We start from the raw sequence: 13588 nt of genomic DNA, 5'->3' as shown, positions 1-13588 counted from the left end.
TCATTCTGCTTGGAACAAATCCAACCATACACAATACAATCAAATCCAAAAAATCAAAATAAACCTTTACGCTTGTATTCATTTCATCGGTTTCAGAAAAATCATTAAGATAATCCAGACAAAACATTTCTCTAAAGGGCTTTTTTATAATGAAAATTGAGCCTTAATAAAAAATTACAATAAAATAATATGAAATTGACTCAAATATGTAAAGATACGGAAAAATTATTTCTACTCATTTTTATGTATAATGTCTATGAAAAACAAAACAAAACTATAAATGCTTGTTTATGAAATAATAATTGTAACTTTCATTCAGCCGGTTGCATTTGTAGACGTTCATTTCAACTTTAGACCCTCAATAGAGTAGGAGTATAGGGGAGGGTTAGTTTGAAGGATATTGTTATTTGTTCTTCTTTATAGAAGGATTTAAATGAGAGGAAAGAATGATAGAGCTAGATGTTAAAAAGGAACAGGCTATGCAAGAAACAATAGAAAAGATTGAACAGCGTAAATACCTTATTTCGAAACACGTAAAGGGATGATTAGATTTTTATTAATTTAATTCGTTATAGACGGATTTTAAATGAAAAGTAATGGACTAAAATCAGTCTCTCATCAGTCAGAGACAAGTTATTGATAACTGCTTCTTTTTAAATCAACTTTTAGTAACTTACACATAGGAGAGAAGATGAATGTCAGAAGAAACGTATCGTTCTCGTCACGAACGAAAACAAGCTGTAAAAATAAGACAAAATCAAAAAAAAAGTAATAAAACGCCAAAAATAGCATCCTTGTTGAAAAAAGTGTTAATTTCCTGTTTGGTGCTGGGATTTGTTTCGTCAGGAGTAGGTGCCATTACCTTCGCTACTATGATTAAAGATGCGCCTAAATTAAATTCTTCAAAACTAGTAGATCCACTACCAACAAAATTTTATGATAAAGAAGGGAATTTCATTTATGAATACGGTAAAGAAAATCGAACGAAAATTACGTATACTCAAGTTCCAAAAGTGTTGGAACACGCATTTATTGCTACCGAAGACGCAAATTTTTATAAAAATGATGGTATAGATTTTAAACGGACCGCTATAGCGATTTTCAAGAATCTAACCGGGCACTTCGGTTCTCAGGGCGGTAGTACCATAACACAGCAGGTAATTAAAAACTCCTTTTTGTCTCCACAGAAAACCATAAAGCGAAAGGTAAGAGAATGGTACCTGGCGTATCAATTGGACAAAAAATATTCTAAACAGGATATTTTAACGATGTATTTAAACAAGATCTACCTTGGAGATGGGGCCTATGGAGTGGCCGCTGCTGCAAAAACCTATTACGGAATTGATGCAAATAATTTAAATAAATTAACGCTTCCGGAGGCTGCCATGCTGGGAGGGCTCCCACAAAGTCCAGCTAATTACGATCCGTCTAAACCTGCGAACAGAGAGGCTGCCACCAATCGACGTAATCTTGTGTTAAGCTCCATGCATAAACAGGGCTATATTACAGAGAAACAAATGAAGGAAGCGATGAAAGTACCCGTAACGGAGGGCCTTGTTCCGAAAACCACTCAACAAGGTATTCCTTATGAAGCATTTTTTGATGCAGCTGTTAAAGAAGTGGAAGGAAAACTTAAAAGTGTAGACATCAGCACGGATGGATTATCTATTTATACCACTTTAGATCCAAAAGCACAGGATTATGCGGATAAAATGATGAACACAAATGATATCATTGCTTATCCTAATTCTAAGTTTCAAGGTTCATTTGTTTTTTTAGATACAAAAACTGGTGAAGTCCGGGCAATAGGGAGCGGACGAAATGAATATAAAGGAACATTTCTAGGAAACAACTTTGCAATTGATATAAAACGTCAACCAGGTTCTTCGTTTAAGCCGATTTTTGATTATGGTCCTGCGATTGAATATTTGAAATGGTCAACTGCTCACCAAATCAATGATCAGCCGACAACGTATACAAATGGTCAATCTATTTCAAATTGGGATAATCAATATCACGGGATGTTGTCAATACGGACGGCACTACAATATTCTTATAATATCCCTGCGCTTCATACTCTTCGTGAGGTTGGCATAGATAAGGCAAAGAATTTTGCAGAAAACCTCGGTATTCCTTTTAATAACAACCAAGTGTACGAATCCTACGCGATTGGAAGTAATACAGTTAATCCTTTAGAAATGGCAGGGGCCTACAGTGCTTTTGGAAATGAAGGAGTATACAATCAACCGCATTTTGTCCAAAAAGTAGTCTTTCCTGATGGAAAAGTTGTGAGCTTTACGCCACAGCCAAACCGTGTTATGCATGATTACACAGCCTATATGGTAACAGATATGTTACGTACAGTCGTAAACTCTGGGACTGGAAAAACGGCAAATGTCCCAGGATTGGATGTTGCTGGAAAAACAGGAACAACCAATTTTGACCATAAGACCAGTGCTCAATTTGGATATCCATCCAACGCAGTAAATGATAGTTGGTTTGCGGGTTATACCCCACAATACACGATGGCTGTATGGACTGGGTATGTGAATAACGGTCCAGGCAACTATATGCTTGGAGATACTACCAAAATCTCGCAAATAATGTTTAAGGACATGATGCAAGCGTTTGGAACAGATTCAACCAGCTTTAAGCAGCCAAGTGACGTTAATAGAGTGAATAATGAACTGTATGTTAAAGGAGGAAATTCTGACGATGCTCCGAACCAGAATAACGAGCATGTTACAAGCTATGATTCAAATTCTCAAGATTGGCAGGAGATGCTGCAGACAATCTCTTCTGCTATTGGAATAAATCAAAGCAATATAACTGTATGGTGGTTAGGGAGCGACAAAAGCAACCCAGGCGGCTCAGTTGGGATTGTATCAGCAAAAGGAAATGGCACGCAAAAATATCGTGTGTATGTCCAATGGGATGGTTCAAGCTATAAAGCAACAAAGGTTGAACCAGCTTCATAAAAAGGAAAAGGGGCTGTCCGATAATTTCTAAAATAAAGCAAGTGAAGAAAAACGGATAGTATTTCTCCATTTGCTTTTGTATTTTTATAATTTTTTTCTGAAAGTATCTGGCGGATGCCTGCTACTTTTAGTTTATTGTGGGCTAAAGCACAATTTGAGGGAATTGTTGGGATAACGCTCCACAAGAGTCTTTTTTTGGCCATTTTAAGGATGAGGCATTTATAAACCAGTGTAATTCTTTAGAAGAACAAAAAAAGAAATAAGGCGTTATATGATCTACTATAACAATTTTAGAGATCAATGGAATTTAAAGAAAATGACCCCTGTTGAATACAGAAATTATCTTCTCAATATGGCATAACCTTTTTTAAAATGTCCTTTACAATGGGTACACTTTAATCATCGAGAGGGGCTTTTTCTAATTCCATTACTAATTCAGTTATATCTTCTCCACTTGCCTTTACTCGCACTATTCTCCACCAAACGGCATTTCTCTTTTGATCTGTTTCCAAAATAAAAAAGTTACTTCTTCAGGCCGTTTTCTTCTCAAAGGAAATTCTCCCCTACGCATGACTTTATTTTCATTCGAGATAAAATGAAGCTTAATGGATACATTCATTCTGGATCAAATCCTATGCAATTGTTTTTTCTTAGCTTCAAATTCTTCATCTTTGCGCAGTAAGCACACATTTGTTTTACTTCCGATTCTCCCAATGCTCTTTAATCTCCAATTCCTCTTCAATCATTCTTTTTAACTGTGTTTCATCCACATATTTAGGACCTTTAATTAAAATATTTAAAGCTTCTCGAGAGGTATAGTCTGTTTTAAAGGATGGGCAATTAGAAAGGTTTTCGTACTGTCCACTTTTCCAATGGTTGAACGTGGCACGCCTGTTTGTTTAGAAATAAAACAAAGATAAGTAGGACTACAATTAGTAAAATATCATCCGATAATGATTATGCACCTACACTCCCCACGATTAAAGAGATTATGAAGGCAATTCGTGAAGTGGATCTAGCTGCAAGGGCCGACGATTTTTTTGATATGAAAACTCCTCCGAAACGAATCAAACATTATTTAAGAATTAGCCTTAAGGCTTATATTACAGGCTTAAGCCTGTTAGTCGTATAGATTAGCCATCATTACAATTCCATCAATTTCTCTTTGTAATTCTTCAAGCTTAACAACAAACCACTCTTTAGGAATTAACACTTTTCCTTATAATTGGCTAAAAAATGAGGCCGACCAGGGAGATTTCTCCTTGTGAACTTGGTGACAAGATTTTGAATATAAAACATTAGTAGATTTAAGTTCATCAGGAATTTGAATTCTTTTAGTTAAGAAATAGCATATAACTATTTTACAAATTTGGTATATTATGGTTAACTAATAGAGTAAAATTATACTTTATGGGGGTAAGTTATGAGAAAGAGAAAGTTTAGTATTTTCATTGTTTTAGTTCTTTTGTTTACACTTCTGTATAGTCAGAACCCAGTTAAAACGAAAGCAGCAACAGGTAGTTCTTTAAATGAAAAAGTATTAACAACCACACCAATAGAAGCACAATTTGAACCGTCGGAACAAACGCATTGGTATAAAGTGATGCCCACAAATGAAGATGTTTCTAAGAACACTCACTTTCGCATCAAATTGCAGTCAGAGCAGGAGTTAAACATTTCTGTTTATTCTAGCTTAGAAAATGCACTGAACGATAATACATTTGACCGTTATATGGGATACACTTATTCAAACGAGCCTGCACAAATTGAATTTCCGCTTGCATGGACGGGACCATATTACATAAAGGTTGAAAATTATAATAGTGGATTAGAAGAAGGTGAAAGTAAAGAATTTGAGGGCGAAGAGGGACCTGATTCTCCGCCGATTGTTAATCCGGTATATACCATCAGCTATGAAGGGGATACACTCGCACCATCCGACTCACCTATCGGGGATCAGTGTCCGGCTGAATTAGGTGTTTTAAATAGAGAAAACGGCAAAGGGATTCTTAAAGATTTACGAATGATTCGGGAAACTCTATTAGCTAATACTGATAAAGGAAGAGAATTCACTTCTTTATATTATAAAACAGCGCCGTTTTTAGGCACAAAAATGATTGTCAATAAAGCACTACGAGAAGATGTATATAAAAACTTGGTTCAATTGAAAGGTTTATTTGCAGATCTAGCTGAAAACGGGGACCAAAGCTCCTATATCATTAAAACCAATGAACAACAAGCAATTAACAACTTGTATAAGATTTTACAGGAATCAGTTCCTGGATTTCTGAAAAAACAAATTGAGCAAAAAGCTGCTGAGATAGGTATTTCAAATTTAACTAATTCTAGTTTGTCTTCTGTTATTGAAAAACTTGATTTAAAAACTTCCAATGACAAGGAAGAAAACCGTATGATCGTGAAATTAAAGGAAGGAAAACCGCTTAGTCAATTCAAAACGAAAGTTAAGGCTTACGGATTAAGATCTATTAATCCATTAAATGTGAAACAAACTAATAATCATAATCTACTAGTTGTCGAAATGAATAAAACAAATCAATTTAAAATTGCTATTAAACAAATTGCAAACCTTCCAGAGGTTGAATTTGTTGAACCGATTCAGCAATATAAAGCCCTAACAGCCGATACACAGTACAAATACCAGTGGTCGCTACATGAAAATGAAGGAAATACTGGGCCTGATAAGATCAATAAAGATGCTAATATCCAGTTTGAAAAGCTACAAAATTTAATAAACGGCCAATTAAAAGATACTGTCGTTGCTGTAGTTGATACAGGTGTTGATCATACACTTGCAGATTTACAGGACAAGGTTCAATCTGATCAAGGCTATAATTTTATTAATCGGACAAATAATATTATGGATGATAACGGACACGGTACCCATGTGTCTGGAATTATCGCGGCCTCGGCTAATAATGGGTATTCAATGGCAGGTATCTCTCCTTCAGCTAAAATCCTGCCGGTAAAAGTTTTGGACTCATCAGGAAGTGGGGATACAGAACAGATTGCTCTCGGTATTTTATATGCTGCTGATCATGGGGCAAAAGTGATTAATCTAAGTCTTGGCGGTCCATATAGCCGCACAATTGAATATGCTTTACAATATGCAAACAAAAAAAATATCACCGTTGTCGCTGCATCCGGCAATGATGGGTTTGAAGAAGTTTCCTATCCAGCCTCTTCAAAATATGTAATCGCTGTAGGTTCAACGAATCGTCTAAATGTTGTATCAGATTTCTCTAATTACGGGGAGGGGTTGGATCTTGTTGCTCCCGGAAGTGACATACCAAGTCTTGTTCCTAATGGAAATGTGACGTATGCAAGTGGTACTTCAATGGCTGCGCCACATGTTTCAGCAGTTGCAAGTTTGCTGCTTTCGCAACAACCGAACTTAACACCATCTGAAATTCAATATTTATTGACGAAAACAGCAAATGATATTAGCTTCAATGAACAAGATAATCCGAACGGAGATTTTCCGGGAACCCCGGATCAAGAATATCCGCAACCAACGAAAGAGGTTGTTCCCGGATATGATCAAGTATCTGGCTGGGGGAATTTGAATGCCTATAGTGCGTTTAGTGCGGTGGCATTAAACGCAAATGTAGACCGTCTATTAAACAATCAGACTAAAGTTACCGGAACAGCCATCAATGGATCTACCGTAAAAGTTTTAGATGGAGATACAGAATTAGGCGAAGGTAAAGCAACAGCATCGGGGACATTTACTGTTAATATTCCAGTTCAAAAATCGGGAAAACTATTGAATGTGATAATAAGTACCAAAGGTGTTGACAACGGGCCGGAAACAACTTTTAGAATAGCAGTAGAAAAAGCACCTGAAAAGCCAACTGTCCAACCTTTATCAAACATTGATGAGTATCTAACTGGCAACGCAGCCCCCAAATTAACTGTCAATATCAAGGATTCTTCTAGAAAAGTCATTAAAACGGGCAATACAGATGATTCTGGGGCGTTTAAAATAAAGATTGACAAGCAAAAGGGAAATACTGTATTGTATGTAACTGTTTCAGATGACCAGAACAGGGAAAGCAGTGAAGTAAAGGTTACAGTAAAAGATGTCATTCTTCCCAATTCGCCTAAGGTCAAACCAGTTAGTGATCGGGACGAAGTCATTAAAGGAAGTTCAGAAGCAAATGCCCAAATAACTGCCAAAGTGAATGGGAAAGTAATTGGCACAAGTAAGGCTGATAGAACAGGCGCGTTTGAAATCAAAATTAAAAAACAAAAAGCGGGCTATGAAATAGCAATCACTGCAAAAAATGCAGCAGGAAATAGCAGTAAAGAAACAAAGATAAAGGTGATTGATAAAACGCCGCCGGCTACACCAAAAGTGAACGCTGTCGATGATAATAGTACAGTTATAAAAGGAAAAACAGAGGCAAATGCTAATGTTTCAGCAAAAGTGAATGGGAAAGTAATTGGCACGAGCAAAGCTGATAAAACAGGTGCGTTTAAAATTAAAATTAAAAAACAAAAAGCATACACTATAATAGCTGTCACTGTAAAGGATGCAACAGGTAATAGTAGTAAAGAAACAAGAATTACAGTGATCGATAAAACGCCACCAGCTACACCTAAAGTAAACGTTGTTAATGATAAAAGTACAGCTGTAAGAGGAAAAACAGAAGCAAATGCGACTATTACAATTAAAGTAAACAACAAAACAATTGGAATAGGAAAGGCAAATAAACACGGCAATTTTTTTGTGGGAATCAAAAAACAAAAAGCAGGAACTGTGTTAGTTATTAAGGCAAAGGACAAAGCTGGAAATGTAAGTAAAGGCATAAAAACAACTGTAAAAAAGTCAAAATAATTTTTAGTAGACAGAAAAACCTGGAAGGCAAGAAACCATTGCATCCAGGTTTTTTTGTTATTCGGTCAAATACAACCTTATTTTTTAAACATCTTTAATGCCATTCAAAACCTGATTAAATAAATTGCTTGTTACATCTTTAGCAGTTTTGTTATGGGGGTAATGATTTGTCTTAGCTTAATGGGCATGTGGTACCTCTTAAAGAAAATATGTATAGTGAACAGCTTGCGAAAACATTCACTTACGAATACATTGTTTACATGTCTTCAAAACAAGTTTTTTTACTTCTAAGTTTAGATACGCCCGTATTTACAAAGTTAAGGAGATTCAAAAAAAAAAATCCCAATTTTCTCAGCATTAATATTGAGAAATTGGGATTTTTCGTTACTCAAGAAAAGAACTCTTTTATTGAATAAGAATTTTCTTCAAATCGAGACGGATTGGCATATAACGTTTTCGCATTCACGAACCCGCGAGCCTTAGAACGAAGTTCTTAAGCACGCAGGGGTGTCGCCTGAATATCTGCTTCTCTGCTTCTTCCCCTGGCGACCAAGGGGCTCGGAGAGTCCCGCAGCGTGAATGCTGTGTTATATGACGTACCCGACTTCTTCAAGTTATTTCACACTGCTTTTCTGTTTCAAGTTTTACTTCAGTAATGTATATTTCAGTAAAGGCTTTTTGTAAAACGTCACTTACTTATTTGTTACCGAGTTGTTCCGCCAAACCGATTAGAAGTCCTTCGCCACGAATGTAGCAGAGCCGATACGAGTCCTCGTACTGAACCACTTCGCCAACGAGCGGACACCATACTTACCAAAACTTTCTGAGGTGCAGCTTACCCATAAAGTAAAAGGTCACCTGCGAGAATGGAATTTCACGAAAACATATGAAGGAGAAGCAGAGTTCCAAAAAATTACGCTGTTTGAAGATGGGGAACAGGTTGCCATCTATTATCTATCCTCTAAAACAGTGACTTTGGAATTTGCTGGATTTACAGAAGCTTTACTCGTATCTGCGGACAATATGCCCAGCAGTGGCAGACTTTAAAGGAAGCCACAGTTTCAATTGCCATTGAACAAGATACCTCTATTCCATCTGGGTTATTTTATATTTATTTTCCGACGGAAAAAGCAACAGAATTGCGAATTAGCTTGAATGGTCCATTTTTTGGTGATATGAGTCGGATACATATGCGACTAGTCTATACCTTTGAATGCTTATTTTTATTTTTAGATTTGTCTCTTTGTGTTTGCATCACCTATATGCAAAAAGGTACTAGGAAATTAGAAATCCCCTCGAATAGTGGATAACTTTAAATTAGGCTTGTAATTTTATGAAGAACAGCGGTTCTATTATTGACATTTAGTTTGTTAAAAATATTATTCAAGTGAGACTTTACAGTATTAATACTCAAAAATCATGTTGCTGCAATCTCATTATTGCTATGACCTTTTGAAATAAAATCAACAATTTCTGCTTCCCTTTTTGATAAACAGTACTCCTTAATGGCCTGATCAATAAAATATCTTTCTTGTTTTTTAGGTTGAATATAAACTCCAAATAATTGTTTATTACTATTTAACACTTGATTAACTTGTTGGAGGTATTCTATTTTAAACAAATCCAAAGTCATAGCCCAGCTGGTCAAGGACGGAAGATGCGCTGAACCTACGATACCGCAAGGTGTTTATGCCGAACTCCGTGTGGCAAAGAAAATACGCGATCTCGAGCAGGAAGGGAATAGTGAGCAAGGTGATCCGTATAAGGGTGTTTTTGCCCGGTTAAAGGAGACTTATCCGAGGATTGAGCAATGTCGCGGAAAACTCGGGAGGATTTGGAGATTTTACCCGATGGGACTTTGTATTGTTAAGAAGAAAGTCTACCTACTTCATTCCTAAGTTCTGTTTTTATTCTGTTGGCCCCCTGATTTTCATAAATAAACGAAAGAAATTAAAATTTTAATTTCAATATGTGCTAAATTCAAAATATAATAATATGTACGCTCGGACAATATATGATAAATAATCCAAGTACTACCACTAAACGGTCAACAGGGAAAGGGTATTAGGCTGGATAATATAATATAAGAAAAAAGGTAATGACACGGAATCGAGGAGGGGAGACCGTACGGTCAAGAAAAACAGAAAAGGAATTGTTTCCATATAATTATTATTTAATATCGCCCGTGAAAAGGACGGATACTCAGCCACTTGATTGTACGTCATACCGATTTGAATTTGATTATATTCAGCTAAAGTAATTCCTTCTCTTTTCCACGGAGAAAAATATCCATTTAACGCTTCTTTTACATGTTTTTTCCAAATTGTTATGGGTTTTACTTTGTTATATGGAACATACACTCTTGCTGTCTTCGTTTTCTTAACCCATTTTTTGCCGATTTTCTTATAATCCATGTACTTTATTGAACCTTTATACCATTTAGAATTAACTTTAGTAAGAAGGGTATCTTTTGATATTTGTATTTTGTAAATTTTTCCTTTACTTGTATGTGCGATAAGGGCGCTAGTAAGACTTGCTTTTGTGTAAACTTGTGTTTTGACAGAAGTTTTATATCCCGAGGTGCGATCATAATCTACATATTTCACGTCGTAACCGTGAATACTGTTATCATCGTCATAATAATATAAATCAGGTAAATCATATAAATTTCTAGCATAAACTGTTTTTCCTCTTGAATCTTGAACATGTAATAATTTACCGTTTGGGCTAAGTGAGAATATAGAGTTTGCTTTAACTGTAATAGTATCAAATGAACTTGCTTCCGTTTTATTTGCTGTACCAACTCCCAGCAATATTCCTAACGATAATGCCCCAGTAAGGAAGGCCCTGCCGATCTTTACCAAATTAAATCTCCCCCTGTTTTACTTTCTATCTACTAGATATTATTTTGGATCTTGCGAGATATTAAGTTTGTATTGCATGTAATGAAAATCCAAGCCCAATTATAGCATTATACGGAATCAAACATGTATATATATAAGATGGTAAAAAATAAACGACTTTTTGGTTTTTAAAGTCGTCTCAGAGGATGATAAATTTACATTTATTGAGCCGATTAAGTGCCGGGTGAAGTATAGAACCTCATTAAAAATGGACTGCTTCGGCTAGAAGGCACTGAAAAAGTCCCTTAAATTTAGGTGGTATCTATAACTTGGCTGTTGATTTCCGCTCCAGGCGCTTCGCTTTCCGCGGGCGTGCCGGTGAGCCTCCTCGGCGCTTTAGCGCCTGCGGGTCTCCCCAGCCCCGTACTCCCGCAGGAGTCTTCGCGCCTTCCGCTACAATCAATAGAGTTCTTTTTACCTAGGTTAAATTTTAAAAAAGGTATAATACCTCTTTGTTAGAGGAATTATACCTTTTTTGTTGTACTTTTATAGTATCAATCTCAAACGGGTGGGTACTATGATACAAAATCAACAATCAATGATTTTCAGTCCATATATGGATATTTATGATTTAGTTGTACCGAAGGATAATCTTTTGCGTAAAATAAACGATTTAGTTGACTTCTCTTTTATTTATGAAGAACTTAAGGATAAATATTGTCATGTAAATGGTCGAAACGCTATCGATCCTATTCGCATGTTTAAATATTTATTCTTAAAGACCGTCTATGACCTATCTGATGTGGACGTGGTGGAGCGTTCAAAATACGATATGTCCTTTAAGTATTTTCTTCGTATGGCTCCGGAGGAGCCGGTAATTGAACCAAGTTCCTTAACCAAGTTTAGAAAACACCGTTTAGAAGATATAAACCTTTTGGACATGCTTGTTAATAAAACCGTTGAAATTGCAATCGAAAAGGAGATCATTAAAAGCAAATCGATTATTGTAGATGCCACCCATACCAAAGCCCGCTACAATCAGAAATCACCTAGAGAATATTTGATGGACCGTTCTAGAAATCTGAGGAAAGCCGTATATAAGATAGATGAAAATATGAAAGATAAGTTCCCTGCTAAAAACACTTCAGATGATCTGGAAAAGGAAATCGACTATTGCCATATCCTCATCGAGGTAATTGAAAATAAAGATACCCTAACCCAGTATCCTAAGGTGAAGGAACAGTTAAACCTTTTAAAAGAAACAATTGCTGACGATATTGCACATTTACAGATTTCCGAAGATATAGATGCAAAGGTAGGGCATAAAACTGCCGATTCATCGTTTTTTGGATACAAGACTCACATTGCAATGTGCGAAGAAAGAATTATTACAGCCGCAACAGTTACAACAGGAGAAAAGAATGACGGAAAGCAATTAGAAACACTTATTGAAAAAAGCATTAAAGCGGGGGTGAAAGTTGAAACTGTTATTGGTGATACAGCCTATTCGGAAAAAGGTAATATCGAATATACCAATGAAAATGATATAAAATTAGTAGCCAAGTTAAACCCATCTGTAACGCAAGGTTTTCGTAAAAAAGAGGACGAATTTGAATTCAATAAAGATGCTGGAATGTACGTTTGTAAAGCTGGTCATATGGCTATAAGAAAGGCACGCCAAGGTAAAAAGGGTGTAGCTGTTAATCAAGTTGACACTTATTATTTTGATGTAGAAAAGTGCAAAAACTGTCCATTTAAAGATGGTTGTTATAAAGAAGGCGCTAAAAGTAAAACTTATTCTGTGACTATCAAATCAAATGTCCATACTGAACAGGAAAATTTTCAAGAAAGCGACTATTTTAAGGAAAAGTCGAAAGAACGATATAAAATAGAAGCTAAAAATAGCGAACTAAAACACAGACACGGGTATAATGTTGCGAAAACCTCGGGTCTATTAGGCATGGAATTGCAAGGTGCAATGGCTATCTTTACAGTAAATTTAAAAAGAATATTGAAACTAATAAACCAATAATAAGGGGGAAATAGGCCCCAATACACACAAAAAACGACTCAGAATTCAATTCTGGGTCGTTTTTTGATACACATTTTAATCTCTCCAAACAAATCCGAAGGATTTTCAGTGCCCTCCTTCGGCTACCTTCATTTTTTAGCTGGAATTAAATAAAAGCATCTTCCACCCCTTATTATCATTTTAAGGACTGATTTTCTTATTCAACAAACGGATTAGGTTAATGGGAGAAGGTTTTTTAGGTGTGATGCAAGGTGATAGCCGGCTTAAGTTTTTGTAAGATTACCCTTTTGGCTTGCCATCTTTTCGCCTCTAGCTTTTGGCTGCCTTCAGGCCAGCCTTATTCCATTCACGAATGATGTCCCGTTTTAAATTCCGTAAATACTGATTACATCCTAATCAATGTTTCAACTTCAGCATGTATCTAACTTATCTATTGCTACAAATTCTCTTTTTTTCCCCGCAGGGGTCAGCAATTTCGATTTATCGTTTTATGAATCTGGCTAAACGATCTAATTTGTAGACCACAAATAACCTTTTTTGAGGTAGTTGGTAATGGATATAATTCGTATAGGACTTTAGGTTAGGGTAGGCTGATTTCCCTCTTTTGTAGCGAATTATCTAATCAGCTATTTAAAGAGGTATTTTTAATAAGTTCTCGAAGTTAAAGGGAGCGACTAATCTTCGCCTCTTTTTATTTACTTGGACTTTTTTAATACCTTCCCAATCCTCTTTAGAATCTCTCTCATTCCAGGTTAATCCAGGACCCGCTAAACCTAACCACCTTATATCCCTGCTGTTTTATAAAACGGTTTTATGGGCTGAACCGTTCAGTCCGTTTTTTATTTAGTTCTTGTTTAAATGGTATTTACCTCCAATA

The 13588-nt window shown here is 36.1% G+C and carries 7 protein-coding genes and 2 pseudogenes; 4 read left to right on the top strand and 5 right to left on the bottom strand.

The genetic code is table 11. From position 1 onward, the window contains the following. Nucleotides 1-695 precede the first annotated feature (695 nt). Both RCG21_RS21520 and RCG21_RS21515 read left to right on the top strand, forming a co-directional pair. The gene (locus RCG21_RS21520) at nt 696-2978 is read left to right on the top strand and encodes a PBP1A family penicillin-binding protein (RefSeq protein ID WP_165976365.1); all 2283 of its coding nucleotides are present in this window, start codon (nt 696-698) and stop codon (nt 2976-2978) included. 158 nt (nt 2979-3136) lie between these two features. Further along, a pseudogene (locus RCG21_RS21515) lies at nt 3137-3339 on the top strand (IS3 family transposase); the annotation flags it as partial. Nucleotides 3340-3447: 108 nt separating this feature from the next. Here the strand turns inward: RCG21_RS21515 and RCG21_RS21510 are convergent. After that, complete coding sequence (locus tag RCG21_RS21510) at nt 3448-3597, bottom strand: hypothetical protein (protein WP_165976366.1); 150 nt, start codon at nt 3595-3597, stop codon at nt 3448-3450. Between the two features lie 804 nt (nt 3598-4401). On the opposite strand from RCG21_RS21510, the gene RCG21_RS21505 reads away from it, so the two are divergent. After that, nucleotides 4402-7836, top strand: a complete 3435-nt coding sequence (locus RCG21_RS21505; protein WP_133338784.1) for a S8 family peptidase — start codon at nt 4402-4404, stop codon at nt 7834-7836. Nucleotides 7837-8532: 696 nt separating this feature from the next. Here RCG21_RS21505 and RCG21_RS21500 read toward each other — a convergent pair. The 4 genes and pseudogenes from RCG21_RS21500 to RCG21_RS21490 all read right to left on the bottom strand — a co-directional run. Continuing rightward, nucleotides 8533-8634: pseudogene (locus RCG21_RS21500) on the bottom strand (VOC family protein); the annotation flags it as partial. A gap of 514 nt (nt 8635-9148) precedes the next feature. Next, entirely contained in the window at nt 9149-9250 is a 102-nt protein-coding gene (locus tag RCG21_RS33620; RefSeq protein WP_133338786.1) for a helix-turn-helix transcriptional regulator, read from the bottom strand. 3 nt (nt 9251-9253) lie between these two features. Further along, complete coding sequence (locus RCG21_RS21495) at nt 9254-9463, bottom strand: hypothetical protein (protein WP_308913753.1); 210 nt, start codon at nt 9461-9463, stop codon at nt 9254-9256. A gap of 412 nt (nt 9464-9875) precedes the next feature. Continuing rightward, nucleotides 9876-10700 (bottom strand): hypothetical protein, encoded by an 825-nt coding sequence (locus RCG21_RS21490; protein ID WP_133338790.1) that lies wholly within the window; start codon nt 10698-10700, stop codon nt 9876-9878. A 556-nt stretch (nt 10701-11256) separates the two neighbouring features. Here RCG21_RS21490 and RCG21_RS21485 point away from each other — a divergent pair. Further along, nucleotides 11257-12711, top strand: coding sequence for an IS1182 family transposase (locus RCG21_RS21485; RefSeq protein WP_308913752.1), 1455 nt, complete (start codon nt 11257-11259; stop codon nt 12709-12711). Nucleotides 12712-13588: the final 877 nt, after the last annotated feature.

The organism is Bacillus salipaludis, from assembly GCF_030938565.1.
GTDB classification, from domain to species: Bacteria; Bacillota; Bacilli; order Bacillales; family Cytobacillaceae; genus Neobacillus; species Neobacillus salipaludis_A.
The sequence above is the reverse complement of the archived record's forward strand: the minus strand, read 5'-3'. Positions and strand labels throughout refer to the sequence as shown.

Bases quoted from the DNA above. Each gene is read 5' to 3' on its own strand.
- RCG21_RS21505 (WP_133338784.1), top strand. From the start codon at position 4,402: ATGAGAAAGAGAAAGTTTAGTATTTTCATTGTTTTAGTTCTTTTGTTT.
- RCG21_RS21485 (WP_308913752.1), top strand. From the start codon at position 11,257: ATGATACAAAATCAACAATCAATGATTTTCAGTCCATATATGGATATT.
- RCG21_RS21510 (WP_165976366.1), bottom strand. From the start codon at position 3,597: ATGAATGTATCCATTAAGCTTCATTTTATCTCGAATGAAAATAAAGTC.
- RCG21_RS21520 (WP_165976365.1), top strand. From the start codon at position 696: ATGTCAGAAGAAACGTATCGTTCTCGTCACGAACGAAAACAAGCTGTA.